This is a genomic window from Streptomyces sp. NPDC047014, from assembly GCF_040644195.1.
Lineage (GTDB): Bacteria > Actinomycetota > Actinomycetes > Streptomycetales > Streptomycetaceae > Streptomyces.
The window spans coordinates 19,226-44,302 of sequence record NZ_JBEYVX010000001.1; the positions used below are offsets into that span (position 1 = coordinate 19,226).

A 25,077-nucleotide genomic window follows, 5' to 3' on the forward strand; every position below is an offset into this window, starting at 1 on the left:
CTCCGGGCCCCGGCGGCTCCCCTGTGGTCGCCGGAGCCGCGTCACAGGCCGACCTCGTCGAGCAGGAAGTCGGCCGTTCCCCCCGAGTTCACGCGGTGCAGCACACGCAGCAGGCCCGCCGAACCGGTCAGGTAGTCCGTGGAGCAGCGCAGCAGCCCGTCCCCCGGCAGCGCCAGCAGGGCCCGGCCGCCGGGGCGCGGCAGCCCGGCCCCCGGCAGCCCGGACCGTTCCGCCGGCGCGAACAGGAAGAGCTCGCGTACGGAGCCCAGCTGCCGCAGCGCCGCCGCGCGGTAGGCGCCGTCCCCGGTGAAGGCCGCCGCGTCCAGCAGGGTGTCGGCCACCCCGCTCAGCCCGGAGGCGTAACCCGGCAGCGCCGCGTAGCGGGCCCCCAGCCCGCGCAGGACGGTACGGGCCGCGCCCAGGTCCCCGTACCGCAGCAGCACCTTGGCCACGCCCGCCGCGCCCGCCTCCACGGACGGGTCCGCGGACCCCTCGGGATCGAACATGAGCGGGCCCTCCCCGTCCGCCGGGGAGCCGCCGCGCGAGGTCTCCCAGGTGTGGGCGGTCTCCCAGGCCAGGGCCTCGCGGCCCAGCCGCAGATGCCGTTCCTCGCCGGTGATCTGGTGCATCCGCAGCAGGAACATCGCCACACCGGCCTGCCCGAAGCCCAGCCCGGACAGCGGCCCGTCGGTGGAGAAGTCGTTCAGCCAGTACGCGAGGGCGCCGTCCCGCCGCACCGTGCCGCACAGGGCCTGCGCGCAGGAGCGCGCCGCCGCCAGATGGGCCGGGTCACGGTGGCGCAGGAAGAACCGCAGGTGTGTCATGCCCACCCCGGCCAGCCCGTGGTGGAAGGTGTGGTCGCCCCGGCCGAGCACGCGCCGTCCCGCCAGGGTCAGCAGCTGCCGTGCCCGGGAGCCGAGGCCCAGCTCGTCGGCGGCCCAGGCGATACCGGCCAGGCCGTTCATCAGCCCGTCCGGATACCGCTCCGGGTCGATGTCCGCCAGCCGCGCCGCCAGCCAGTCGCGCCACGCGGGGTCGAGCGGCAGGCCCGAGGCGTGCAGGGCCCACAGGACACCGCTCGCCCCGGAACCGAGGCTCAGCGGGTTCGTGGCGTGCGCGAAGGGGTCCACCGGGAACAGCGTGTCCCGCCCGGTGTCGGCGGTGGCCTCCACGAACGCGGCCACCCCCGCCTCGGCCTCCCGCAGCCCGCGCCCCTCCCCGGCCACCGGGCGCGGCGCGACGGCCCGCACCCCGGCCAGCAGCTCCGCCGCCCCGTCCTCCACGGCCCGGAGCACGTCCTCCAGGCCGATCCGGTCCCCGGCCAGGTCGGAGAGCAGCCGGTGGACCCGCTCCGGCCAGCCCAGGCCCTCCGTGACGAGGCCGCGGTACCGGGCGAGCAGGTCCTCGCACAGGTACGCCATCCCGGTCACCGGGAGCAGCAGGTGCGCCATGGTCCTCGCCAGGGCCCGGCGGTCCTCCGCGAGGCCGTCCCCGCCGGCCGCCGGGCCGTCCCCGCCCGCCGCCGGGCCGCCGCCGTCGAGGAGCCGTCCGTACGCCGGGCCGACCACGCTCACCTCAAGGGTGTCCGGGTCGAGCAGCACGTTTCCGGCGGTGAGCTCCGCGAGGACCACCCCGCGGTCGTGCGCGGCCAGCACCGCGCGGGCGAGGCCGCCGAAGACGGTGAGGAAGATCCGCAGGTACTCCCGCGAGCCGGTCACGCCCGCGCCAGCCCGCAGCAGCGGATGACGCGCGAGCAGCGCCGGGCCGATCGCGGGACGGCCGATCAACTCCTGCGCGGTGTAATGGTGTTCGCCCTGCCGGAACCTCGCCACCGGGGCGGGGAACGAGCCGACGGCGGCCAGCAGGTTCAGGAACATCCACTCCCGGTCGAGGGCGTCCACCGCGTCGTGGCCCTGGCGCGGGTCGATCCCGGTGTGCGGCCGGGCCTCCCTGACCAGGGCGGGCCGGCCGCCGTCCGCGGTGTCCTCGGCGGTGTACACGCCGCCGCTGTGCGAAAAACGGACCGCGCCCGTCACCCGGAAGCGTCCCCCGAGCAGGCCGTCCCCCTCGTCCTCGGGCGCGGGCTTCCAGTCGTCGAAGGGCCACTCCGGCCAGTCGGGGTGGGCGGGGCCCGCGTACCGGTCGTCGGGGGCGGGCCCGTCGGGGCCGAGGATGCGCCGCAGCGGCCGCCCGAGCACGTCCACGCCGTCCGGGCCGCGGAGGCGGCCGTAGCGGAAGGAGAGGGCCCGGCTGTCGCGGTAGCGCTGGTCGGAGGGGACGGGGGCGCCCTCGGCGCCCGCGAGGAGCCGGTCCAGCTCGGCGAGGCAGGTCCGGAAGTCCTCCTCGTCGCGGGGGTGGACGGTCGCCAGCTCGCTGCCGGTGCGCGCGGACGCGGCACGGGAGTTGAGCAGGGCGTGCACGGTCGCGTCGAGGGCGATCTCGAAATCGGACCCGCGGCCGGTGAGGTGCCGGATCAGCGCGGGCGCGATCGCGGGCGCCTCCCGCGGGCTCACCGACACATGGATGATCCAGCCCTGCTCGGGCAGCTCGCGGCCGGTCCGGTGGACCCAGCGCACACCGGCGCGGACGAAGCGCTCCCGTACGGCCGCGTCGCACCCGGAGAGGAAGTGGTCGGAGGAAGGCCGGTACACGGTGTCGAGCGGGTCGAAGAAGAGCGTGTCGTTCCACGTGTAGGGGAAGCGGTGGACCCAGCGTTCGTCGCGCATGTCAGCCTTCGTGATCGTCCGGAGGGCGGGATCCGTGCGGAGGTGCGGGGGAGCACCCCCGCACGGAAGCGCCGGGTCGGTTCGTATCGACACCCCCTGGGAGGTCGTGTGCGCGGAGAAGCGCGGCTGACATCGGACTGGCGCCGGCCGATCGGCATACCCGACTCAACGCCATCGGCGCCCCGCGCACATGGGCGGGGCCCCCGCATTTTCCGCGCCCGCACCCCCACCGAAGGCGCGGCCCGCGCGCAGCCGAATGGTGGTGGTGGAAGCCCTTCCGCCGGGGCGTGGGGGGTGGTACCGGCCGCCGCCGCCGGATCTGCACCCGTATCGATCACTGGATAGAATTCCGGTATGGAACAGCGGCCCGTCGCGTCGAGGGCGCGTCCGAGCCGGTACGCCGGCGGAGGGGGCGCCGGATGGGCGCGGACCTGAGCCAGTACACCGGCCGGCCCTCGGGCCTGGTCGGACAGCAGATCGCCGGCTACCGCGTCGAGCGCATGATCGGCCGCGGCGGCATGGCCGTCGTCTACTGCGCCAAGGACCTGCGCCTGGACCGCACGGTCGCGCTCAAGCTGATCGCCCCGGAGCGGGCCCGCGACGACACCTTCCGGCGCCGCTTCACCCATGAATCCCGCGTGGCCGCCTCCATCGAGCACCCGCACATCGTGCCGATCTTCGAGGCGGGCGAGACGGACGGCGTCCTGTACATCGCCATGCGCTACGTCCCCGGGCTCGACCTGCGGGGCCTGCTGGACCGCGAGGGCCCCCTCCCGGTGGCCACCGCCCTGCGCATCGCCGCCCAGGTGGCCTCCGCCCTGGACGCGGCCCACGACCACGACCTGGTCCACCGCGATGTCAAGCCCGGCAATATTCTCGTCGCCGCCGGCCCCGACCGGGACCATCCCGAGCACATCTACCTCACGGACTTCGGACTGACGAAGAAGTCCCTGTCCCTGACCGGGTTCACCACGGCCGGGGAGTTCGTCGGCACCCTCGACTACATGGCGCCCGAGCAGATCTCCGGCCGCCCTGTCGACGGCCGCTGCGACCTCTACAGCATGGCCTGCGTCGTCTACGAGACCCTGGCCGGCGGGCCGCCCTTCGTACGCGAGGAGGACGCCGCCCTGCTGTGGGCGCACCAGTACGACCCGCCGCCCCCGCTCAGCGAGAAGCGGCCCGGGATCGGGGCCGCCGCCGACGCGGTGCTGGCGCAGGCGCTGGCCAAGGTCCCCGAGGACCGGTACGGCTCCTGCCTGGAGTTCGTGGCGGCCCTGCGCGTCGCCGTGGACGAGGGGCCCCGGCCGGAGCGCAGGCCCTCGCCGCTGCCCGAGGACGAGGCGCCGCCCGAGCCGCCGGAGTGGGCCCTGCCGGTCTTCCGCAGGAGCGCCGCCCGGCCACGGTGACGGGCCGCGCCCTTTCGGGCGCTACAGCTCCACGAGGGACTGCTCGGCCCAGATGGTCTTCCCCACCGCCCCGTGCCGGGTGCCCCAGCGCTGGGCCAGCTGCGCGACCAGCAGCAGCCCGCGCCCGCCCTCGTCGAAGGTCCGGGCCCGCCGCATGTGGGGCGCCGTACTGCTGGCGTCGGAGACCTCGCAGATCAGCGTGTCCTTCTCATGGATCAGCCGCAGCTGGATCGGCGGCCGCCCGTACCGGATGGCATTGGTGACCAGCTCGCTGACCAGCAGCTCCGTGACGAAGGCGGCATCCTCCAGCCCCCAGGCCGTCAGCTGGTCGGTGGTCTGCCGGCGCGCCTGCCCGACGACAGAGGGGTCCGCGGCCAGGTCCCAGACGACGACCTTGTCGGCGTGCAGGGCCCGGGTACGGGCGACCAGCAGGGCGACGTCGTCGTCGGGCGGGTGGGTCAGCAGCGCCGTCAGCACCCGGTCGCACACCGCCTCCAGCGAGGACGCGGGACGGGCGAGCGCCGCGAACATGCTGTCCAGGGCCTCGTCGATGTCCCGTTCGTGCGGTTGCAGCAGGCCGTCGGTGTAAAGGGCGAGGATGCTGCCCTCGGGGAGGTCCGCCTCGGCGGTCTCGAAGGGCAGTCCGCCGAGGCCCAGCGGGGGCCCCGCCGGTACGTCCAGCAGGTACACCGACCCCTCCGGGGAGACCACGGCCGGCGGCGGATGGCCCGCGCGGGCCAGGGTGCAGCGCCGGGTCACCGGGTCGTAGACCACGAACAGGCAGGTGGTGCCGATGCCCCCGGCCGCCTCCCCGGCGCCCGAGGGGCCGCCCTCGTCCGTGGACAGGTGGATGATCAAATCGTCCAGGTGGGTCAGCAGCTCGTCCGGCGGCAGGTCCACATCGGCCAGGGTGCGCACGGCGGTGCGCAGCCGGCCCATGGTGGCCGAGGCGCGGATCCCGTGCCCCACCACATCGCCCACAACCAGGGCCACCCGCGCCCCGGACAGCGGGATCACGTCGAACCAGTCACCGCCCACGCCCGCCTCGGTCCCGGCCGGGAGATAGCGGGAGGCGGTCTCCAGGGCGGCGTGGTCGGGCAGCTTCTGCGGGAGCAGGCTGCGCTGGAGGGTCATGGTGCTGGTGTGCTCGCGGGCCGAGCGGTGCGCGCTGTGGATACTGGCGGCCGCCCGGCTCGCCAGGTCCTCCGCCAGCGACAGGTCCTCCGGCTGGAAGGGCTCGCGGCGCAGGCGCCGGCTGAAAACGGCCACGCCGAGGGTGACCCCGTCCGCCCGCATCGGTACCACCATCAGGGAGTGGGCGCCGTACTCGCTGACCCAGGCCGCCCCCGGGTCCTCGGCCACCCAGCGGGCCACCGCCGGATCGGCCGTCCCGTAGACGGCGCCGCGGCCCGCGGCCAGGCAGGCCACCGGGGGCGACAGCGCCGGGTACACGGCCGTGCCGCCGACCGCCAGCCGGGGCGGCGGGCCCGTCTCCGCCGTCGAACGGACCGCGGTGCGGCGTACGGTCACCGCCTCCGCCGAACCGGTCGCGGGCGGGCGGCCGCCGTGCGGGGCGGGCTCCAGCAGGTCGACCAGGGCGAAATCGGCCAGCTGGGGGACGGCGACCTCGGCGAGCTCCTGCGCGGTGCGGGTGCTGTCCTCGGTGGTGCCGATGCGGGAGTGCGCGGCCTCGGGGACGATCATCTGCTGCTTCTGGACCTCGACCCCGGTGCGGTCGTGCGCGGCCAGGAACACCGCGCACACCCGGCCGTCGGCGTCCCGCAGCGGGGCGAGGGAGGTGGCCCAGCCGTGCTCGGCGCTCGCGCCGGTCGTCCGTACGAAGGCTTCCACGCGCTGCGGGTCCCCGGAGTCGAGCACCAGGCGCATCCGGCGCTCGGTCTCGTCGCTCACCGGGTCGGGCGCGATCTCCGGCAGCCGCAGGCCCCGCATCTCGGCCTCGGTGAGGGACAGCGTGCGCTCCATGCCGGTGTTCGCCCGGACGAGGCGCAGATCCGCGTCGAAGATCGCCAGAAAGCAGGGGGACTGGACGAAGGTCCACTCCTGGAGCGGGCCCGCCCAGGCGGCGTCCGCCCCGCCCGTCACGGCGGAGACCACGTACCACTTCGTCGTACCGCCGGTGGAGGTCCAGCGGTGCGCGAGCAGCCCCTGCTCCAGCCGCTGCCCGTCGCGGTGCCGGAGGGCCACCGTGCCGCTCCACCGGTCCTGCTCGGCGGCGATGCGCGAGGCCGCCGTGTCCACGGGGTCGGCGAGCAGCTGCCCGGCGGGCCGTCCCACCACCTCGGCGGATCCGTAGCCGAGCAGCCGGGCCGCGCCCTCGCTCCACTCGGTCACGAAGCCGTGCTCGTCGATGGCGGCCGAGGCCGTGTACGCCGACTCGTGGGAGGCGTCGGTGTGCTCCGGCCGCTCACCGGGAGAGGTGGGAAGTTGCTCCATCGCCGTTCATCTCGCCCTCGCTAGATACGTCGCGGCTGTCCCGCGGGAACCTGCACGGCCGGGGGCCCCACTGACAAGCATGATCCGGCGGACGAAGGAGCACCAACGCAATCCCCCCGCACACCCCCGCCCGGGGCCGGGGGCCGCCGCGGCCGAATATTCGGTACGGGCGGGTGGGGCCGTTCTGCGACGATGCCGGGCATGGGTGCGTTGGACGCGGTGGCGGTCAGGGTCGCGGGCGGGGCCACGGTGGAGTTCCGGCCCACGGGCGGCTCCATGGTCCCGCTGGTACGGAGCCGGCAGCGCGTGGTGGTCGCCCCGGTGGACCCGGCGAAGCTGGAGGCCGGGGACATCGTCCTCGCGCGGGTCGCCGGAACGGTGTACCTGCATCTCGTGTCCGCGGTGGACCCCGCGCGGGGCCGCGTGCAGATCAGCAACAACCGCGGCCGCGTCAACGGCTGGACGGGGCACGCCCGCGTCTTCGGCATCTGCACCTCGGTCGACGGGGTGCCCCGCTCGGGTGCGGCGGCCAAGGCCCGCCGGCCCGAGGCCGCGCCGGAAGCCTGAGCGCGGGCTCAGCGGCTCGGTACCGCGCGGGCCAGGAAGTGGTTCGGGGCGTCCTCGTACGTGTCCAGGTGCCAGCCTGTTGATTCCAGGGCCGGGCGGAGGTTCGGTTCGGCGAGGAGGTCGTGCGGGTCGAGGGGACGGCCGTGGCGGGCCGCGCGTTCGGCCCGGCCCGAGGGGTGGAACAGCAGCAGCGTCCCGTCCGGCGCCGTGATCCGGGCCCACTCGCGCAGGGCAGCCCGCGGATCCGGTACGTGGTCCACGAGGCCCGCCGCGAAGATCCCGTGCACGGAGGCGTCGGCCAGCGGCAGCCGGGTGCAGTCCCCGGCCAGCAGCTGCCCGTGGCGGGTACGGCCGTGCCGGGCGGCCGCCGCCAGCATGGCGGGCGTGAGGTCGACGCCGAGCACCTGCCCCTCCGGCCCCACCTGGCTACGGAGGGCCGGCATGGCCCGCCCCGTACCGCATCCGAGGTCCAGCGCCCGCCGCCCCGGGGCGAGCCGCATGCGGGCGACGGCCGCCTCGTACGCCGGGGTCTGGTAGGCGAACCGCTCCTCCCACGCGTCGGCCCGGCGCGTGAAGAAGGCCCGGGTGGCGGTGCGCTCGGCCCGCTCGGCCACCAGCCCCGCGAACCGGAGCAGAGCGCCCCGGGGATCGCTCCCGTCGTCGGCGGCGTCCCGGTCGCTCCGCCCTGCGCGGGGCAGCTCCCCGAGCGGTTCCGTCCCGGCTCCGAGGGCCAGTACCGGGACATCGGCCGCCAGGGCCTCCCGTACGAGGGCGGGCGCGGGTGCGCCGGACAGCAGGATCAGGCCGGTGATGCCGGGCGGCGCGGCCTCGTCGGCCCGCAGCGGTCGCGCGGTCAGGCCCGCCGTGGCGAGGAGCGCGCACACGGACTCCGCGGCTCCGGTGGACGCGTCCCGCACGACGACGACCGTCATCCCGTTCTCCTCATCCTCCGCCCGGTACGGAAGCCGTTCGGGCCCCCGCGCGCCGAACACCGCGATCGGCGCGCAGGGGCCACGGTCCGGTCGTCCCGCGCTGGTGAGAGCCGCTCGACCGTCGCAGGGCCGGGTGGCCACAGTGAATCACCTGAGAGTGGAAATGGCCATAAGGGCCAGCAGATACCAGTCAGAAATGGGATAGGCGCTTGCTTGTGCCGGTCAAAGGGTGCCTCGCGGCATGTGGCTTCCTCCGACGCATACGGCCTCCCCTCTGGAGGTTCACTCAGGCGCTGCTGGAGGGGTGACGCCGTCGGGGCAGGCCCGCGCCGCCTCAGGCGGTGCGGCGGGCGCCGGCCGAGGGGACCGCCTCCAGTACCGACGGCGGTTTGAAACCGGCCGAGGCGAACGCCCCGGCCACCGCCCGGGCCACGCCCTCCGCCGCGTCCTCGCGGACCAGGGCGATCACGGACCCGCCGAAGCCGCCCCCCGTCATCCGGGCGCCGAGCGCGCCCGCGCCGACCGCCGCCGCCACCGCGAGGTCGGTCTCCGCGCACGAGACCCGGTAGTCGTCCCGCAGCGAGGCGTGCCCGGCGGTCAGCAGCGCCCCCAGGGCCTCCGGCGCGCCCGCCGCGAGCCGGTCCACGGCCTGGCCGACCCGCTCGTTCTCGGTGACCACATGCCGGACCAGCGGCGCCAGCTCCGGCGGAAGCCCCGCCAGGGCCGCGGGCAGATCCGCCCCGCCGAGATCCCGCAGGGCCGCCACGCCGAGCAGCCCCGCCGCCCGCTCGCACCCCGCGCGCAGGGCGGCGTACGCCCCGTCGGCCAGGTCGTGGCTCACCCCCGTGTCCAGCACCAGCAGCCGCAGCCCGTGCCCGGTCAGGTCGAAGGGCACCTGACGGACCTCCAGGGTGCGGCTGTCGAGGTGCAGGGCGTTGCCCTCCGTACAGCACATCGAGGCCATCTGGTCCATGACCCCGCACGGCACCCCGGCGAAGGCGTTCTCCGCGTACTGGGCCACGCGCGCGGTCTCCGGCCGGTCCAGGCGGAGCCCGTACAGCTCGTCGTAGGCCACGGCGACGGCGCATTCGAGGGCGGCGGAGGAGGACAGGCCCGCGCCGACCGGCACCGTACTGTCCAGGTGCACATCGGCGCCCCCGACGGGCAGCCCGCGCTCCCGCAGCGCCCAGACCACCCCGGCGGGGTAGCGGGCCCAGCCGGTGACCCCGCCGGGTGCCAGCTCCGCCACCCGCAGCTCGGTGATCCGGCCCTCGCCGCCCCGGGTGCTGTGCAGCCGCAGCAGGCCGTCGTCGCGGCGGCCGGCCGCCAGTACGGTCGTCCGCGGCAGGGCCATGGGCAGGCAGAAGCCGTCGTTGTAGTCGGTGTGCTCGCCGATCAGGTTCACCCGGCCCGGCGCGGCCCAGACCCCCTCGGGGGCCCGGCCGTGCACCCGCTCGAACTCCCGCCGTACGGCGTCCGCCGCGCCCTCCGTGTCCACCAGGTCGTTCACCGGGCCTCCCGCAGGCGCTGCGCGGCCGTCTCCGGGGCCACGTCGTTCATGAAGGCGTCCATGCCGGATTCCGTCCCCGCCAGGTACTTGAGCTTGTCGGCGGTCCGCCGCACCGTGAACAGCTCCAGGTGCAGCGCCAGTTCCTCGCCGCCCACGCGCGGCGCCTGATGCCAGGCGGCGACATAGGGCGTCGGATCCGGCAGCCCGAAGAGGGCGTCGAAGCGGCGCAGCAGGTCCTGGTACAGCCCGGGGAACTCGGCGCGCTCCGCCTCGGTGAGCGCGGTCAGGTCGGGCACCCTGCGGTGCGGGTAGAGGTGCACCTCGTACGGCCAGCGCGCGGCGTAGGGCACGAAGGCCGTCCAGTGCTCCCCGGCCAGCACCACGCGCCCGGTGGCCGCGCGGGCCTCGGCCAGCAGGTCCTCGAAGAGGTTGCGGCCGGTCGCGGCCCGGTGCGCGGCCGCGGCGGCCAGGTGCCGGGCGGTGCGGGGGGTGGTCACGGTGAAGGCGTAGATCTGGCCGTGCGGGTGCGACAGGGTGACGCCGATCTCCGCGCCCCGGTTCTCGAAGCAATACACCTGGACCACGCCGGGCCGGGCCGACAGCTCGGCGGTGCGGTCCGTCCACGCGTCCAGCACCAGCCGGGCCCGATCCGGACCGAGGTCGGCGAATCCGGCGTCGTGCTCCGGGGTGAAGCACACCACCTCGCAGCGGCCCGCGTCCCCGGAGAGGGAGGGGAACCGGTTCTCGAAGACGGCCACCTCGTAGTCGGCGGCCGGGATCTCGCCCTGCCGCCCGTCGACGGAGGGGCAGAGCGGGCAGGCGTCCGCGGGCGGGCGGTGCGTACGCGACTGCCGGTGCGCGGCGATGACCACCCAGTCCCCGGTGGCCGGATCCCGGCGCAGCTCGGGGGCGGGGGCGGCGGGGGAGGGCGGCCGGCGGTCCGGGGCGGTGCGGTCCTGGCCGGGGGAGCTGTCGTAGTAGAAGAGCTCGCGGCCGTCCGCGAGCCCGATGACCGTCCTGTACACCTGCGCGTCCTCGCCCCTGTCGTCCCTGCACTCCACGCCCGGGGCCGAGCCCCCTGGCCCCTCCCGGCCGCGCCCCCGATGATACGACCGCCCTCCCGGCCCGGCCCGGAGCGCCCGGGCCGGCGGGTGGGGGAGCCGATGACCTCTGCTTTTCGGACAGAAAGGCGATTTGTGGTGGTTCGTACACCCTGGGGAGCGGGTACAACGGTCAGGGTGAAGGGCCTGAACCCGGTTGCGGGAGGGAAGACGATGGCTCTGACGCTGGAGCGGTCCCTCGACCTCGGTCACGATACGCAGGCGGCCGCCGGCGCGCGTGATGCCACGATGCGATTCCTGGAGGAGTCCGCGCTGGCGGGCTCCCCCGTCCCCCGCACCACCGGGGACATCGCGCTGCTGGTGGTGAGCGAACTCGTCACCAACGCCGTCCGCCACACCTCGGGGCCGTGCAGCCTGCGGCTGTCGCGGTCCGCGACCTCGGTGGACATCGACGTCACCGACACCAGCCCGGACCCGCCGGTGATCCGCCCGCCGCATGTGGACGGGTCGGGCGGCTGGGGCTGGATCCTGGTCAACCACCTGGTGGAGGACGTCACCGTCCGCCCGGCGGCGGGCGGTGGCAAGACGGTCCACGCCCGCATCGCCGAAACCGACTGACCTCCGGCCGGGCGGCGGTCAGCGGACCCAGGTGTCCGTCATCGCGAGGACCGCCGAGCCGTCCTGGTCCGCCAGCTTGGCCGCCGTGAACCCGCGGGCCCACGGGGAGGTCTGGATCCGGAAGGCCGGCTCCTCCGCCGTCAGTGCCTCCAGTACGGATGCGGCCGCCTCCGCCGGGGTCTGGGCGGCGTCCGGCGTGAACTGCGCGACCGTACGGTCGATATAGGCGCGCAGGGCGTCCGCGTACGGTCCGGCCGCCGCCACGCGCGCGTCGGTGTCGAGCCCGATGTTGTTGACGAACTCGGTGGCCACCGCCCCCGGCTCCACCACGGACACGCTCACGCCGAGGCTGCGGGCGACGGGCGCCAGGCTCTCCATGTACCCCTCGACCGCGAACTTGGCCGCGCAGTACGCCTCGTTGAACGGCTGCCCGACCACGCCGCCCACGCTGGTGACGGTGATCAGGCGCCCGCCGGTGGCCCGCAGGTGGGGGAGCGCGGCCTTGGAGACGTTCAGCACGCCGAAGAAGTTGACCTCCATGACCTCGCGCACGTCGGCCACGGTTTCGAGTTCGAGGGTGCCGAGGTGGCCCGCGCCCGCGTTGTTCACCACCGCGTCCAGGCGCCCGTAGTCGGCGATCACGCCGTCCACGGCGGCGGCCACGGACTCCTCGTCGACGACGTCGAGCCGGCGGATGTCGAGCTCGACGCCCGCCTCGGCGGCCGCCGCGCGCAGGGCGTCGGCCCGGTCGGGGTTCCGCAGGGTGGCGACCGTACGCCATCCGGCCCTGGCGGCGGCGACGGCTGCGGCCAGGCCGATGCCGGAGGAGGTACCAGTGATCAGGACGGTGCGGGCGGGGTGGGGGGAGGTGGTGGACATGATGCGCCTCTCACGGTGGGGTTTATGTGCGTGCACACACACTTTAAAGTTATGTGTGCGTGCACGCAAGCTCTAGACTGAGCGACATGCCGAAAAAGCTCACCGAAGCCGAGATGCCGGCGGCCGACTACGCCTTCTACGGGCTCGTCTGGGCCGGGACCACCCTGACCGAGCGCGTGGACAAGGCCCTGGTCAAGGCGCACGACCTCCCGGTGTCCTGGTTCGAGGTGATGCTGTGGCTCGCGACCAGCCCGGACCCGGTGCCGGCCTCCGTCCTCGGCAACAGCACCCTGCTCAGCCGCAGCCAGGTCTCCCGCGTGGTCGACGCCCTCCAGGCCCGCGGCCTGGTGACACGTACACCCTCCGCCCGCGACGCCCGCTCCGTCGAGGTCTCCCTCACCGAGGCCGGGCGTACGGTGTTCACCGCGGCCGACGCCACCCGCCGCGAGGTGCTGGCCCCCGGCTTCACCGGCCTCCTGGACGCCGAGGACCTGGAAGCGCTCGGCCGGGTGTGGCGCAAGCTCAAGGCGGCGGCGGCCGACCACGCGTAGAACGCCGCGCCCCTACTTCCGACGCGGCCACCCCGGACGGCGCCGCGAGCCGCGTGTCCTGCCGCCCGACAGGGCCGACGGGGCCAGCGCGAAGGACACCGTGATCCGCGCCCCGCCCAGCGGGCTGCGCCCGATGCGCATCGTCCCGCCCGTCGCCGTCGCGGCCCGCTGCGCGATGTCCAGGCCCAGCCCCGTCGAGCCGGTGCTGCTGCCGCGCGAGAGGGCCCGGTCCGGATCCGGGATGCCCGGCCCGCCGTCCTCCACGACCAGCTCCACCGCCTGCGCCGTCCGGACCACCCGCACGCCCAGCGGCGTACCGGCCCCGGTGTGCCGGAAGACATTGCCGATCAGCGCGTCCACCACCGCCGCGATGTCGTCGTCCGAGAGGCCCACCGCCGTCGGCTCCTGGGTGAGGTCCAGGGCGCAGGACCGTTCCTGCTGCTCCGCCAGGACCGACCAGAAGGCCGTACGCCGCCGCACCACCTCGGCGGCCTCGCAGCGCGGCCCGGAACCGGACTCCGCCCGCTTCGGGGACCGCTGCCCGGCCGTCGGCTCCGCGCCCAGCAGGCCCTGGCCCATCGGGCCCACCGCCAGCGGGGTGCGGGCCGCCGCGATGATGGCCTGGAGCTCCGTCTCCAGCTCCCCGACCGCCGCCTCCACCCGCGCCGACTCCGGCGTACCGGCCATCCGCTCCGACGCCAGGTGCAGCGCGGTCAGCGGGGTGCGCAGCCGGTGCGAGAGGTCCGCGACGAGTTCCCGCTCGACGGCGAGCAGTTCGGTCATCCGGCTGGCCATCGCGTTGAAGGCCACGCCCGCGTCCCGTAGTTCCGGCGGGCCCATCGGATCCACGCGCGTGTCCAGATCGCCCCGTCCCAGCGCGTGCGAAGCCTGCGCGAGCCGCTTCGAGGACCGGACCACCTTCGCGCCGAGCCGGTCCGCGACCAGCACGGACCCGCCGATCAGCCCCACGGCGAGGAAGAGCATGACCGCCCACGACTCCTTCACGCCGCGGGTCAGCTCCTCCTCCGGCACGAAGTTCTCGATGACGGCGACCTCGTCGCCCGGCAGCACCACCGGCTGGAGGCAGATCCAGCCGCCCGGGATCTCCTGCGAGATGGACTCCCGGCCCCGCTGCGCCCGTTCGAGCAGTTTCGCCGGGGCCTTGGAGCTGCCGAGCGGGCCGGAGCCCGGCAGGTGCACGACCAGGTGCTCGGAGGAGTCCAGGCTCGCGGCGGACTCCCGCAGCGCGGCCGGATCCGTGGTCAGGGTGAGCACGGGGGCCAGGGCGGCGGCCCGCTGCTCGGCGGCGTTGACGCCCTGCTCCTTGACCAGCGACATCACCAGCGCGGCCAGCGGTATGAGGAAGGACAGGGCGACCATGGAGGTGACGGCGAGCGCCACCCCGGCCAGGGAACGCCTCACCGCGGCGCCACCAGCTTGATGCCCACGCCGCGCACGGTCAGCAGATAGCGCGGGGCGGCCGCGCGCTCACCGAGCTTGCGGCGCAGGGAGGACAGGTGCACATCGACCGTCTGGTCGTCCACGTACGGCTCGCGCCAGACCTCGGTCAGCAGCCGGCGCTTGGAGACCACATGGCCGCTGTGCAGGGCGAGGAACGCCAGCAGGTCGAACTCCCGCCGGGTCAGCCGCAGCTCCCGCCCGGCCAGGTACGCGGTCCGCGCCCCCGGGTCCACCGTCAGCTCGCCGACCGTGACCGGCCGCAGCGGATCCGCGGCCGTGGCCACCGGTACGCCCGCCCCGGCGGCCGGCCCATGGCTGGTGCGCCGCAGGACCGCCGAGAGGCGGGCGACGAGCTGCCCGCCGGAGAACGGCTTGACCATGTAGTCGTCGGCGCCCGCGTTGAGCAGCTTGATGATCTCCGTCTCGTCGTCGCGGGCGGTGGCGACGAGCACGGGGACGGAGGATATGCCCCGGATCATCCGCAGGGCGTCCCCTCCGTCCAGATCGGGCAGCCCCAGGTCGAGGACCACCGCGTCGACGGGTGTCTGGGTCACCTCGCGCAGCGCACCGAAGCCGTCGGCGGCGCTGCGTACGGCATAGCCGTGCTCCGCCAGGACCTCGATCAGTGACTGGCGGATGCTCGGGTCGTCTTCCACGACCAGGACGCTCGGCATGCGGACACCTTAGGGGCTCGGCCGGAAAGGACCCACGGACGGCCCGGTGCCCGGGGCCGCGGGGATGCGGGACCACGGGGCTACGGGGTGTCGAAGGCCGGGCCGTCGGGGGTCACGCGCAGGCGTACGGGGCGGTCGGCCACCGGGATGGTGCAGCCCTCCTCGGCGCTGCAGCTCGCGTAGCCCACGTGCACGGTGGCCTCGCCGTTCCCGTCGGCGCGGACCGGCAGGGTCGTGGTGACCGGGCCGTCCGGGTACACGGGGAGCGGCGCGTCGACCCCGGGCACGCGGAGGGACCGTACCTCCGCGCCCGCCGCCAGCGTGCCCTCCGCCCGCAGCGCGCCGTCCACGGCCACCGAGGTGGGCCTCCCCACACCGTCGACGCCGTCGGCGGGCAGATCGGTGCTGTACAGGTGGAACCCCTTCTCCTCCGGGGTGAACACCGCCGCGAGGGTGCCCTTCGCGCCCTTCCACCCGGTGACCGACAGCACGACGGTGACCCCGTTCGCGCTGAACCGCGTGGTGGGCGTGTCCCTGCCGTCGCCGCCGCCGTCCCCGGAGCACCCCGTGAGGATCAGCAGACAGGCGAGGACGGCCGCGGCCGGCGGGAACCGGCGCTTCACGCCGCCCACTTGCGCAGGAAGGAGTTGAGGCCGTCCGCGGTCAGGGCCGGGTTGCCCGTGGCATGGGTGTCCACGCGCACCGTGCCGGAGGGGGAGACCACGACCAGGACGGGCATCTTGTAGGTGCCGCCGGAGGGGCTGTACGTGCGCAGCAGCGCCGAGTTCGCGGAACTGTCGCCCCCGATGTCTATCTTGACCAGGTGGTACGAGGCCCCGAGCAGCGCCGAGGTCTGCGGCTGGGCGAACACCTTGTCGGCGGCCTTGCAGTTGCCGCACCAGTTGGCGCCGAAGTCGAGCAGCACCATCCGCCCGTCGGCCTTGGCCGCGCGCAGCGCCGCGTCGACCAGCTTCCGCCCGTCGGCCGCGCTGTCGTAGCCGGGGCCGGGCACCCGGGCCGGAGCCGGGGCCGGGGCGGCCGAGGTCCGGGCCGGCTTGGCCGGCGTAGCACCGGAGCCGGTGGAGCCGCCCGGGGTGCGCGCGGGGGCCGGGGCGCTCGCGGAGGCGCTGACGGAGGCCGAAGGGGAGGCCGACGCGGTGGCGGACGCCTCGGGGGACGGGCTCGCCGGCGCCGAGGCGGAGGCGAGCGCTTCCCCGGACGCGGCGGCCGCCGGGGCGGCGGATCCGGCGGGCTGGGTGGCGTGCCCGCAGGCGGTGGCCAGACCGGCCGCGACCACCACCGCGGCCACCAGCGGCAGCCGCCTGCCGAGCGGGGCGCCGGTACGGGCCGGGGCGGGCCGGGGGCCGGTGCGGACGGGTCGGAGCATGCGAGAACTCATGGCGGATACACCCCAGGGCACGGTTCGGACGGCGGGACGGGCGGAACGCCTCCCGGCTCGGTGAAACCGGCGGCGCGGGCCGCTCGGCTGACGCGAGCATAGGACCGCGCGGAGCCCGCGGAACCGCTGGAGCCGGATCTTGAGGTTCCCCTAAGGAAGCGCTCACCTTCCGCTGTGCCGCGGGCTCACCTCATGGGCTCGAACGACGCGCTCAGAACGAGGATTCGCGGACGCTGGCCTTCGCGTTCGGGTCGATCGTCGCCGTCACCACAGACCGGTGGTCGTCGCTGCTGAACGTGACCGAGAGAGTGGTGTCGGAGGTCTGCGAGGTGCTGGCCTTGAAGCCGCGGCTGGGGATGGCGGAGATCAGGCACACGCCCCGGCTGCCGTAGCGCACCGTCACCTTCCCGCCCTGCGAGGGCACGGTGTGCAGCCCGGCCCCGCCCTCCTCGCAGTCGACGGAGGTACGCGGCGCACTGCTGCGGGAGCTCACCGGCGAAGCCTTGGGGGAGGCGGGGGCGGAGGCGCTGGGGGAGGGCTTCTGCGACACCGTGGGCGAGGGGCTGGGGGACGCGGTGGGGGAGGCCGGGTCCGGCGTGGGGCTCTGGCCCGCCAGCCAGGCCGGGGGCGTGTCGATGACCATGGGGGCGGACCGGGCGACGGGAGGCGAGTGCCGGGTGGAGCCGACCACGAACTGGACCGTGGCGAGCACGGCGGTCACGCTGGCGGCCGTGCACGACAGCCAGAGGAGCAGGTAGCGCGGAGTTCGGGGCACGGCCCCATACTGGCGGACGCCCGGCGCGCCGCGACACCGGCTCCCCCCTCACGGGCCGCCCGCCCCGGGCGCGCCGAAGTCCTCCTCCCCGGGTCCGGGGAAGAGGACGGGGGAGGAGGACCGGGCGGCGCCGTCCGGGGGGTCTCCTGACGGCGCCGCGTCGCGGCCGGTACGGCGTCCTGGCGGTACGTCGTACCGGCGGGGCGGCGTCGGCTACCTGGGGGCGCCGAAGTTCTGGGTCCACCACGGGCCGCCGTCGCCCTTGTGGACGCCTATGCCGATCTCCTTGAAGGCGCAGTTCAGGATGTTGGCCCGGTGGCCCGAGCTGTTCATCCACGAGTTCATGACGGAGTCGGCGTCGGACTGGCCGCGGGCTATGTTCTCGCCCAGGCGCGACCAGGCGTAGCCGGCGGCTTCCACGCGGGTGGTCATGGTGGAGCCGTCGGGGCCCGTGTGGGACATGACCCCGCTCCGGGCCATGGTGTCGCTGTACTTGCGCGCGGCGGTGCTGAGCTTCGCGTTGGCGGTCAGCGGGCCGCAGCCGGCCGCGGCGCGCTCCTTGTTGACCAGGGCGAGGACGGCCGACTCGGCGTCCGTGTTGACGGTGCCGCCGCCACCGGAGCCGCCGGAACCGCCCGAGGTGCCCGAGCCGCCGGAACCACCGGAGCCGCCCGAACTGCCCGAACCGCCCGAGCCGCCGCCCGTGGTCGAGGAGGGCTTGCGGGTGGGCTTGTTGCCCTCCGCCGGGGCCGACTTGGGCTCGGCGCCGCCCTCCGCGGCCTCCGTGGGCGCGGCCGAGGCCGAGGCTTCGGGGGTCCCGGACGGGCTCGCGCTCGCGCTGGCACTGGCACTGGCACTGGCACTCGCCGAGGCGTCGGCGGTGGGCGAGGCGGACGCGGGGGTGGGGGAGGTGCTGCCCGCGCCGGTCGCGGTGCCCGCGGCCGTGTCCGTACGCCGGTCGGTGCGGGCGTCGCCGTCGGAGTCGGCCACCGCGACCCCGACCGCCACCACCGCGGCCGCCGTCGTGACGGACAGCACGATGCGGGTGCGCATCGTCTTCTTCCGACGCGCCTCGGCACGGGACGGGGTTTCGGGGTTTCGGCTCATGCCGGTAACACCTCACAGGAGAAGGGGAGGAGGGGAATCCGCCCTGAGCCTAGGCCGGTGACCAGCCGAAAGAGCTCTCCGGAGGGGTTCTTCAAGTTCTCTTAAGGAAGCCCGCAGGATCAACACAGGGACGATCCGGGCAATCAGCGCAAGCCGGTCCTGCGGGCAGCCGTCAACTGGTGGGCGCGGAGACCTCGTTGTCGGCCGGCGGCTCCGCCCGGATACCCATGACCACCACGGTGATGAGGCTGAACGCGACGATCATCTCCGCCCACAGGAAGGCGAGATAGTCGAGCAGGCAGCCGATGGGGGGCGTGCCGGGGGCGGTGTTGCGGAAGGCGGCCAGGGCGAAGAGCGTGGCGGCCATCCAGCCGAGGGCGGGCCAGGTCAGCCCCTTGCGGCGGGTGACCAGGTACCAGCCGCCGATCAGCACGGAGACCGCCAGCGCCCACATGGCGATCATCATGAAGACCGCGAAGAACAGCACGCTGTTGGACCGGGCCAGCCCGATGTCGAGCAGGGCCACACCCTCGGCCGAGGAGGCGTCCACGGCGGCCGAGAAGGAGACGTCGTTGTTGCTGAACAGGACGCGCACCGGCACCTTCGCACCGCCGCTGACCGCGCCGAACTCCACGGAGGTCTCGTAGGAGTCGAAGGGGTAGTCCGCGATGGAACCGCCGGTCAGGGCCACCGGCACGTCCACGGAGGAGATGCGCTGCTGGGCCTTGAAGGTCAGATCGCCCCGGGTGGCCGTCGAGGTCTGCAGGGTCAGGTCCTCGGCGGGGGAGACCCCGTCCGCGTCGGCCAGCGCGCCCCGGGGCGCGACCTGTACGCGCACCAGCATCTCCCGGCCCGCCGCGTCCACCCGCTGGAGGGTCGCCACCACGTCCACCCGGTCCGGGCCGGTACTGCCCGCGCTGTGGACGGTGTCCAGCGCCTGCCGCTCCCCGAACTGGAACCACGCGCCCACGACCACCGCCGCCAGCACGGCGGCCAGCACCAGGGCGGGCAGGAGGCGGACGCGCCGCGTGGGGGAGGGGCGGCGCCGGGGCTGGGACACGGGGACTCCGATGGTGCGCGGGCGGGGCGGCGGGGCGGGTGGTACGAGGGGGCGGGGCGTCAGGCGGCGGGCTTGCCCGGCTGGTCGTGGGTCGAGCAGTGGATGCCGCCGCCGCCCGAGGCGATGGTGTCGATGGAGACCGGTACGACGTCCCGCTTCGGGAAGTGCTCCCGCAGGATGCCGCGGGCGCGGTCGTCGGCCTGCCGGTCGCCGAACTGGGGCATGAAGACGGCGTCGTTGGCGATGTAGAAGTTGGCGTAGGTGGAGACGAAGTCGTCCCCGTGCCCCTTGATCCGGTTCAGGTCCGGCTGCGGCAGGTCGACGATCTCGAAGCGCCGCCCGCGCGCGTCCGTCGCCTTCGACAGCACCGACTTCGCCTGGTCGGCGGAGCGGGACCAGGAGTCCGCCGGGGTGCTGGGGTGGGCGCGGTCCAGCAGCACCACACCGGGCTCGGTGAAGCGTACGAGGCTGTCGACGTGGGCGTCGGTGATGTCCTCGCCCCGGACCCCGGCCAGCCAGATGACCTTCTCCACGCCCAGGGTCTGCTTGAGCTCGGCCTCGATCGTGTCCCGCGACTTCCCGCGGTTGCGGTTGTCGTTGACGATGGAGCTCTCGGTGATCAGCAGGGTGCCCTCGCCGTCGGGCTCGAAGGAGCCGCCCTCCGCGACCAGGGGCGCCTGCACGCGCGGGATCCCGTACTTCGGGAGCAGGAGCCGGCCCACCTGGCCGTCGTCCTTGTGCTCCTGCTTCCCGCCCCAGCCGTTGAAGTTGAAGTCGACGCCGGTGACCTTGCCGCCCTCCTCGACGAACACGGGCACGGTGTCGCGGGCCCACAGGTCGTCCACGGCCAGCGGGATGACCTCCACCTGCGAGCCGCAGGCCCGCTGCGCGGCGGCCACCTGGTCGGGGCGGGCCATCATGACCACCGCCTCGTAGTCCCCGATGGCGCGGGCGATCCGGGCGATGTCCTCGCGTACGTAGGGCAGGTCCTCCTCCCACACCGCCGAGAGGGCGGGCCAGGACATGAAGGTGCGGGTGTGGCTCTCCCACTCGGCGCCCAGCCGGCGCTTCGGGCCGGGCGTGGTCTGCGGCGCGGAGCCGGCCGGGGCGGCGGGCCCCTTCGCGGGCTCGGCGGGACCGCAGGCGGCGGCGCCGAAGACGAGGGCGCCGAGTCCGGCGAGGGTGCGGAGGGCGGTCCGGCGGGTGGGGGGCTGGCTCGACACGGGAAGCTCCGATCGTGGACCGGCTGAACGGGGACGTCCGGCCGGGGCGGGCACGGGCGCGGGGGCCGCGTGCTCCTCAAGGACAAGGGTGCGCTTTTCACCCCGGTAAAGCCCGGTACGCGACGACGGCGGTACGGGCCCGTGTCGCCACTCTGGCATTGACTGAAATTTCAGTCAAACGCGTGGGTGTGGCTGGAAGAGCCCTGTCCCAGCAGGTCGATCTCCGCGCGCACCCCCTCACGCATCAGCTCCCGGGCGTGCCACAGGGGCAGCAGCCCGCTGAGCCAGCGGACGCTCAGCCCCTCCAGCAGGGCGGTCAGCCGCTCGGCGGCGGCGCCGACGGCGGGGCCCGGCGCGGCCGGGCTCGCGGCGGCGAGCAGTTCGGCCACCTCGGCCACCCAGGCGGTACCGGCCTGCGCCAGCTCCTCCCGCAGCTCGGGGTCGAAGACCGAGTGGGCGCGCAGCTCGCCCCAGGCGGTGCTGTTCTCGCGGACCTCGGGCAGATCCTGGAACTCCAGGAGCATGGTCCGTTCCAGCAGCTCACGGGGGTCGGCCGGGTCGGCGGGCGGAAACCCCTCCGCCAGGGCGGTGTAGCGGTCGGCGCGGTCCCCGATGAAGGCCAGGGCATGCCGCAGGATGCCCGGCCGGTCCTTGAAGTGGTAGTAGACCAGCGCGGTGGAGACGCCCGCCTCCGCGGCCAGCTCCGCCACCCTCAGCCCCCGGACGCCGCGCCGTGCGATGACCCGTGCGGCGCCTTCGAGGATGGCCCGTCTGCGTTCCGTCCCGCCGGCCTCTGTGGTCCCGCCCGCCCCGCCGGTGCCGCCCGTCTCGGCGGTCACGGTCACGTCTGTCACTGTCTGATCCCTCCTTGTGCTGTCGCGTCTCGCATTCTCCCACGTTGACTGAAAGTTTGGTTAGGGCGACGATGCCTGGAGGTCACCGCTGCCTCGTCGAAAGAGCAACCGCATGTCCGCTCCCCTTCCCACCCTCCGGTCCGCCCCCGCCGGACTCTCCGCCGAGGACCCCCACGAGATCGGCGGCTACCGCCTCCACGCCCGCCTCGGCGCGGGCGGCATGGGGGTGGTCTACCTGGCGTACACCCCCGGCGGGCGCCCCATCGCGCTGAAAGTCGTCCGCGCCGAGTTCGCCGCGGATCCCGAGTTCCGCGAGCGCTTCGCCCGCGAGGTGGCGAGCGCCCGCCGCATCCACGGCCTGTTCACGGCGCAGGTGGTCGACTTCGGGGTCGACGCCCGTACCCCGTGGCTGGCCACCGCCTATGTCCCGGGCCCCTCGCTCCACGAGGTGGTACGCCGCCACGGCCCGCTCCCCACCCGCACGGTGCTGCTGCTGGTCGCGGGCATCGCCGAAGCCCTCCAGGCCATCCACGGCGCGGGCGTGGTCCACCGGGACCTCAAGCCCGCCAATGTCCTGGTGGCGCAGGACGGCCCCCGGGTGATCGACTTCGGCATCGCGCACGCGGCCGGCTCCGCCGCCCTGACCGGTACCGGCCTGCGCATCGGCACCGCCGCCTTCATGGCCCCCGAGCAGGCCCTGGGGCACGGGGTGACCGCCGCCACCGACGTCTTCGCCCTGGGCGCGCTCGCCGCGTACGTGGCGAGCGGCGTGCCCCCGTTCGGAGCCGGACCGGAGTCCACCGCCCTCTACCGCGTGGTGCACGAGCACCCCGACCTCGCGCGGGTCCCCGCGGACCTGCGGGACCTGGTCGGCTGGTGCCTGTCCAAGGATCCGGGCGGCCGTCCCACCACCGCCGAACTGATCGCGTACGTCCAGGGCCATCCCGCAGTCGGCCCGCGCCCGGACTTCACCGAGGGCTGGCTGCCCGCGCCGGTGGCCCAGGGCGTGGCGGGGGCGGCGACGGTGACGGGCCCGGTGCCCGACCCCCTCGCCGTACCGGCGCCGACGCCCGCGCCCGCTCCTGTCCCGACGCCTGCTCCCGCTCCTGTCCCGACGCCTGCTCCCGCTCCCGCCCCGACGCCCGCGTCCGTACCCCACCCGGCGCCCCCGCCGCACCCCGCCCCGGTGCGCCGCAGACGGCTCCCGGCCGTCGCCCTGGCGGTGGCCGCGACCCTGCTGGCCTGCGGCGGAGCCGCGTACTACCTCCTGGACGAGCCCGGCGGCCCCGGCGCCGCCGAGTCCTACGTCCCCGGATACAGCCGGGTCGAGCTGACCGCGCCCGACTCCGGCTACGAGTTCGACCTGAGCGCAGGCAAGGTCGTACCGGCCGAGACCGCCTCCTGGTACCTCGCACGGGAGGGCGCGTCCTTCGTCCCGTCCGAGGAGTCCGACTCCTTCGTGGCCGACACCGCCGAGCCCACGGTGGCCGACTGCGTGCGCGGCCTGGACACCCGGCCCGTCTCCGTCCTGCCCCTCGGCGCCCCGCCGGACCGCCGCGCCTTCTGCGTCCGCAGCCCGGACCGCGCCGAGCTGGCCGTCGTACGGCTCGTGGAGGCCGCGGGGGACGGCCGCGTCACGATCCTGGTCGACCAGTACCGCCGCGGCTGACCGGCACGCATCGCTGTCTCAGCGCTTGACTGAATTTTCAGTTAACGCAAGGATGCCGGTCATCCCCTCGCCCCCCCTCCCAGGGAGTTCCCTCATGACCACGCCCGGCCCGTACACCACCTCCCGCCGCCGGCTGCTCCAGTTCGGCGCCGCCGCGCTCCCGCTCGCCGCCCTCGGCACCGCCCTCCCCTCCGCCGTCGCGCGGGCCGCCACCGCCCCCACCGGCGCGGCGGCCACGCTCACCATGCCCGCCGAGACCGACCCCCACGTCCGCACCTACATGGCCTGGCCCGCCCTGTCCTCCGTCTGGAGCGACAGCCTCGACAAGGTCCGCGGCAACATCGCGGACGTGGCGCACGAGATCTCCCGCTTCGAGCCCGTCGTGGTGCTGGCCCGCCCCGCACAGGCCGCCGACGCCCGCTACCTGTGCGGACGCGGCGCCCGGTACTCCATCGACGTGATCGAGATCCCCGTGGACGACCTCTGGATCCGCGACTTCGGCCCCACCTTCCTCGTGGGCCCCGGCGCCGTCGCCGGCGTCGACACGAACTTCAACGGCTGGGGCAAGACCGGCACCCGCTACGCCCAGCCCTTCGCCCACGACGCGGCCGCCGCCGGCATCCTCCTGGACGAGTACGGCGTACCCCGGATCGGCGCCGGATTCGTCGGTGAGGGCGGCTCCCTGGAGACCGACGGCGAAGGCACCCTGCTCGCCACCGTCAGCTCGCTCGTCAACCCCAACCGCAACCCCGGCAGGTCCCAGCAGCAGGTCGAGGACGCCCTCAGGACGGCTCTCGGCATCACGAAGGTCATCTGGGTGCCGGGCCTGGCCGGCGCGGACATCACCGACTGCCACATCGACTGCCTCGCCCGCTTCACGGCACCCGGCCGGGTCATCCTCGACAAGCCCGGACCGGGCGCGGACCCCAAGTGGATCGCCGTCTACGAGGAGACCGGACGCGTGCTGCGGAGCGCCACCGACGCCCAGGGCCGCCCGCTCGCCGTCACCGAGCTGCCCGGCCCCGACCGCCGCCTCATCCGGGGCCGGGGGGAGGAGTTCCTGTCCAGCTACACCAGCTACTACACGCCGAACGGCGCGGTCATCGCCCCCCAGTTCGGCGACGGCCGGGCGGACTACCTCGCCCGCACCATCCTCCAGGCCGCCTACCCCGCCCGGTCCGTGGTCCAGCTCCCCATCGACGGCATCGCCGGCGGGGGCGGCGGCATCCACTGCGCCACCCAGTCGCACCCGGTCGCCCCGCCCGCGCGCTGATGTCCGGCCGGCCCGCGCCGCAGCGCACGCCTGCCGACAGGCCGCTTGGCTCCCTGCCGGAACCCCCGGGTAAGGTGCGGCCCATGGCGTCTCGCAGCACTCAGATCCTCGAAGCGGCCGCCCGGGTCATCGCCCGGCGCGGGGTCCGCGGGCTGCGCGTGGAAGAGCTCGCGGCCGAGGCCGGCGTCTCCACCGCCCTGATCTACTACCACTTCAAGGACCGCACCGGGGTACTGCGCCAGACCCTGGAGTTCATCAACGACCGCGCCGAGCGCTACACTACCGACCGCGACCCGGACGACCCGCCGCTCACTCCCCGCGAGGAGCTGGAGGAGACCCTGCTGCTGGAACTCCAGGACACCGTGGAGGTACGGGAGAACAGCTCGGCCTGGGGCGAACTGCGGGCCAGCGCCGTCTTCGACGAGGTGCTGCGCGAGGACCTGGCCCGGGCCACCCTGGTATGGGTCCAGGAGGTCGCCGCACTGCTGGGGCAGGTCCAGCCGATGGCCCCCGCGTCCTCCCTCGCCGCCGCCGCGGAGCGTCTGACCGCGCTGCTGGAGGGGCTGAGCATGCGCTGGCTCAGTGGCGGGATCCGGATCGGGCACGCGCGCGAGCTGATGCGCGGCGCGATCGAGGTCGAGCTGTCCGCTCTGCGGCAGGTCTGAGGACCCGGCCCCCGCGCTCCGAGAGGGCGGGGGTAAATTCGCGCCACCTCTCTTGACTGAAATTTCAGTCAGTGCCAGAGTGAGGCTCTGGCAGGGCGAACCCGCGGTAAGCGAAGCCCGCCCCTTCTCGCCCCCGCCGCGCCGCCCGAGCGCCCGCGCCACGCACCGTACGGCACCACCGCTCGCGGCCCCCGGCCCTCCGGCCCCATCCCC

The 25,077-nt window shown here is 74.8% G+C and carries 22 protein-coding genes; 7 read left to right on the forward strand and 15 right to left on the reverse strand.

Annotation, left to right across the window (positions count from 1 at the left end; translation table 11 throughout):
* Positions 1-41: 41 nt before the first annotated feature.
* Positions 42-2,726 (reverse strand): lanthionine synthetase LanC family protein, encoded by a 2,685-nt coding sequence (locus ABZ873_RS00085; protein WP_360863239.1) that lies wholly within the window; start codon positions 2,724-2,726, stop codon positions 42-44.
* Between the two features lie 419 nt (positions 2,727-3,145).
* Between ABZ873_RS00085 and ABZ873_RS00090 the strand changes: the two genes are divergently transcribed.
* On the forward strand, positions 3,146-4,132 hold the full coding sequence (locus ABZ873_RS00090; protein WP_360863241.1) for a serine/threonine-protein kinase: 987 nt from the start codon (positions 3,146-3,148) through the stop codon (positions 4,130-4,132).
* Between the two features lie 21 nt (positions 4,133-4,153).
* Here ABZ873_RS00090 and ABZ873_RS00095 read toward each other — a convergent pair whose 3' ends face one another.
* Positions 4,154-6,586, reverse strand: a complete 2,433-nt coding sequence (locus tag ABZ873_RS00095) for a SpoIIE family protein phosphatase (RefSeq protein ID WP_360863242.1) — start codon at positions 6,584-6,586, stop codon at positions 4,154-4,156.
* 201 nt (positions 6,587-6,787) lie between these two features.
* On the opposite strand from ABZ873_RS00095, the gene ABZ873_RS00100 reads away from it, so the two are divergent.
* Positions 6,788-7,153: a S26 family signal peptidase gene (locus ABZ873_RS00100; protein WP_360863244.1), complete on the forward strand. Its 366-nt coding sequence runs from the start codon at positions 6,788-6,790 to the stop codon at positions 7,151-7,153.
* An 8-nt stretch (positions 7,154-7,161) separates the two neighbouring features.
* Here the strand turns inward: ABZ873_RS00100 and ABZ873_RS00105 are convergent, their stop codons facing one another.
* The 3 genes from ABZ873_RS00105 to galT all read right to left on the reverse strand — a co-directional run bounded on the left by ABZ873_RS00105 (position 7,162) and on the right by galT (position 10,620).
* Positions 7,162-8,085, reverse strand: coding sequence for a methyltransferase domain-containing protein (locus ABZ873_RS00105; RefSeq protein WP_360863245.1), 924 nt, complete (start codon positions 8,083-8,085; stop codon positions 7,162-7,164).
* 334 nt (positions 8,086-8,419) lie between these two features.
* Positions 8,420-9,595 (reverse strand): galactokinase, encoded by a 1,176-nt coding sequence (galK, locus tag ABZ873_RS00110; protein WP_360863247.1) that lies wholly within the window; start codon positions 9,593-9,595, stop codon positions 8,420-8,422.
* Entirely contained in the window at positions 9,592-10,620 is a 1,029-nt protein-coding gene (galT, locus tag ABZ873_RS00115; protein WP_360863248.1) for a galactose-1-phosphate uridylyltransferase, read from the reverse strand. The genes galK and galT overlap by 4 nt, the downstream gene beginning before the upstream one ends.
* Positions 10,621-10,869: 249 nt before the next feature.
* On the opposite strand from galT, the gene ABZ873_RS00120 reads away from it, so the two are divergent.
* The gene (locus tag ABZ873_RS00120; protein WP_360863250.1) at positions 10,870-11,274 is read left to right on the forward strand and encodes an ATP-binding protein; all 405 of its coding nucleotides are present in this window, start codon (positions 10,870-10,872) and stop codon (positions 11,272-11,274) included.
* A gap of 18 nt (positions 11,275-11,292) precedes the next feature.
* Here ABZ873_RS00120 and ABZ873_RS00125 read toward each other — a convergent pair whose 3' ends face one another.
* A complete protein-coding gene (locus ABZ873_RS00125) occupies positions 11,293-12,153 on the reverse strand; it encodes an SDR family NAD(P)-dependent oxidoreductase (protein ID WP_360863252.1) in 861 nt (286 codons plus the stop codon).
* Between the two features lie 86 nt (positions 12,154-12,239).
* Between ABZ873_RS00125 and ABZ873_RS00130 the strand changes: the two genes are divergently transcribed.
* Positions 12,240-12,704: a MarR family winged helix-turn-helix transcriptional regulator gene (locus tag ABZ873_RS00130; RefSeq protein ID WP_360863254.1), complete on the forward strand. Its 465-nt coding sequence runs from the start codon at positions 12,240-12,242 to the stop codon at positions 12,702-12,704.
* A 12-nt stretch (positions 12,705-12,716) separates the two neighbouring features.
* On the opposite strand, the gene ABZ873_RS00135 is transcribed toward ABZ873_RS00130, so the two are convergent.
* From ABZ873_RS00135 to ABZ873_RS00175, 9 genes are all read right to left on the reverse strand, one after another.
* Complete coding sequence (locus ABZ873_RS00135; protein WP_360863256.1) at positions 12,717-14,126, reverse strand: HAMP domain-containing sensor histidine kinase; 1,410 nt, start codon at positions 14,124-14,126, stop codon at positions 12,717-12,719.
* Complete coding sequence (locus ABZ873_RS00140) at positions 14,123-14,839, reverse strand: response regulator transcription factor (protein ID WP_360863258.1); 717 nt, start codon at positions 14,837-14,839, stop codon at positions 14,123-14,125. Before ABZ873_RS00140 ends, ABZ873_RS00135 begins: the two co-directional genes overlap by 4 nt.
* A gap of 80 nt (positions 14,840-14,919) precedes the next feature.
* Positions 14,920-15,462, reverse strand: coding sequence for a hypothetical protein (locus ABZ873_RS00145; protein WP_360863260.1), 543 nt, complete (start codon positions 15,460-15,462; stop codon positions 14,920-14,922).
* The gene (locus tag ABZ873_RS00150; RefSeq protein WP_360863261.1) at positions 15,459-16,226 is read right to left on the reverse strand and encodes a thioredoxin family protein; all 768 of its coding nucleotides are present in this window, start codon (positions 16,224-16,226) and stop codon (positions 15,459-15,461) included. Before ABZ873_RS00150 ends, ABZ873_RS00145 begins: the two co-directional genes overlap by 4 nt.
* A gap of 223 nt (positions 16,227-16,449) precedes the next feature.
* Entirely contained in the window at positions 16,450-17,013 is a 564-nt protein-coding gene (locus tag ABZ873_RS00155) for a hypothetical protein (RefSeq protein WP_360863263.1), read from the reverse strand.
* A 213-nt stretch (positions 17,014-17,226) separates the two neighbouring features.
* Positions 17,227-18,120, reverse strand: coding sequence for a CAP domain-containing protein (locus ABZ873_RS00160; RefSeq protein WP_360863264.1), 894 nt, complete (start codon positions 18,118-18,120; stop codon positions 17,227-17,229).
* Positions 18,121-18,292: 172 nt separating this feature from the next.
* On the reverse strand, positions 18,293-19,180 hold the full coding sequence (locus tag ABZ873_RS00165) for a DUF4436 family protein (RefSeq protein ID WP_360863266.1): 888 nt from the start codon (positions 19,178-19,180) through the stop codon (positions 18,293-18,295).
* Between the two features lie 59 nt (positions 19,181-19,239).
* Positions 19,240-20,403 (reverse strand): agmatine deiminase family protein, encoded by a 1,164-nt coding sequence (locus ABZ873_RS00170; protein WP_360863268.1) that lies wholly within the window; start codon positions 20,401-20,403, stop codon positions 19,240-19,242.
* A 170-nt stretch (positions 20,404-20,573) separates the two neighbouring features.
* Positions 20,574-21,167 (reverse strand): TetR/AcrR family transcriptional regulator, encoded by a 594-nt coding sequence (locus tag ABZ873_RS00175; RefSeq protein WP_360863615.1) that lies wholly within the window; start codon positions 21,165-21,167, stop codon positions 20,574-20,576.
* 202 nt (positions 21,168-21,369) lie between these two features.
* On the opposite strand from ABZ873_RS00175, the gene ABZ873_RS00180 reads away from it, so the two are divergent.
* The 3 genes from ABZ873_RS00180 (at position 21,370) to ABZ873_RS00190 (ending at position 24,864) form a co-directional block, all read left to right on the forward strand.
* Positions 21,370-22,926: a serine/threonine-protein kinase gene (locus tag ABZ873_RS00180; RefSeq protein ID WP_360863269.1), complete on the forward strand. Its 1,557-nt coding sequence runs from the start codon at positions 21,370-21,372 to the stop codon at positions 22,924-22,926.
* Between the two features lie 94 nt (positions 22,927-23,020).
* Positions 23,021-24,199, forward strand: a complete 1,179-nt coding sequence (locus ABZ873_RS00185) for an agmatine deiminase family protein (RefSeq protein ID WP_360863271.1) — start codon at positions 23,021-23,023, stop codon at positions 24,197-24,199.
* 83 nt (positions 24,200-24,282) lie between these two features.
* Positions 24,283-24,864, forward strand: coding sequence for a helix-turn-helix domain-containing protein (locus tag ABZ873_RS00190; protein WP_360863273.1), 582 nt, complete (start codon positions 24,283-24,285; stop codon positions 24,862-24,864).
* Positions 24,865-25,077 lie beyond the last annotated feature (213 nt).

Bases quoted from the DNA above. Each gene is read 5' to 3' on its own strand.
- ABZ873_RS00085 (WP_360863239.1), bottom strand. From the start codon at position 2,726: ATGCGCGACGAACGCTGGGTCCACCGCTTCCCCTACACGTGGAACGAC.
- ABZ873_RS00090 (WP_360863241.1), top strand. From the start codon at position 3,146: ATGGGCGCGGACCTGAGCCAGTACACCGGCCGGCCCTCGGGCCTGGTC.
- ABZ873_RS00095 (WP_360863242.1), bottom strand. From the start codon at position 6,586: ATGGAGCAACTTCCCACCTCTCCCGGTGAGCGGCCGGAGCACACCGAC.
- ABZ873_RS00100 (WP_360863244.1), top strand. From the start codon at position 6,788: ATGGGTGCGTTGGACGCGGTGGCGGTCAGGGTCGCGGGCGGGGCCACG.
- ABZ873_RS00105 (WP_360863245.1), bottom strand. From the start codon at position 8,085: ATGACGGTCGTCGTCGTGCGGGACGCGTCCACCGGAGCCGCGGAGTCC.
- ABZ873_RS00120 (WP_360863250.1), top strand. From the start codon at position 10,870: ATGGCTCTGACGCTGGAGCGGTCCCTCGACCTCGGTCACGATACGCAG.
- ABZ873_RS00125 (WP_360863252.1), bottom strand. From the start codon at position 12,153: ATGTCCACCACCTCCCCCCACCCCGCCCGCACCGTCCTGATCACTGGT.
- ABZ873_RS00130 (WP_360863254.1), top strand. From the start codon at position 12,240: ATGCCGAAAAAGCTCACCGAAGCCGAGATGCCGGCGGCCGACTACGCC.
- ABZ873_RS00140 (WP_360863258.1), bottom strand. From the start codon at position 14,839: ATGCCGAGCGTCCTGGTCGTGGAAGACGACCCGAGCATCCGCCAGTCA.
- ABZ873_RS00150 (WP_360863261.1), bottom strand. From the start codon at position 16,226: ATGCTCCGACCCGTCCGCACCGGCCCCCGGCCCGCCCCGGCCCGTACC.
- ABZ873_RS00160 (WP_360863264.1), bottom strand. From the start codon at position 18,120: ATGAGCCGAAACCCCGAAACCCCGTCCCGTGCCGAGGCGCGTCGGAAG.
- ABZ873_RS00180 (WP_360863269.1), top strand. From the start codon at position 21,370: ATGTCCGCTCCCCTTCCCACCCTCCGGTCCGCCCCCGCCGGACTCTCC.
- ABZ873_RS00185 (WP_360863271.1), top strand. From the start codon at position 23,021: ATGACCACGCCCGGCCCGTACACCACCTCCCGCCGCCGGCTGCTCCAG.
- ABZ873_RS00190 (WP_360863273.1), top strand. From the start codon at position 24,283: ATGGCGTCTCGCAGCACTCAGATCCTCGAAGCGGCCGCCCGGGTCATC.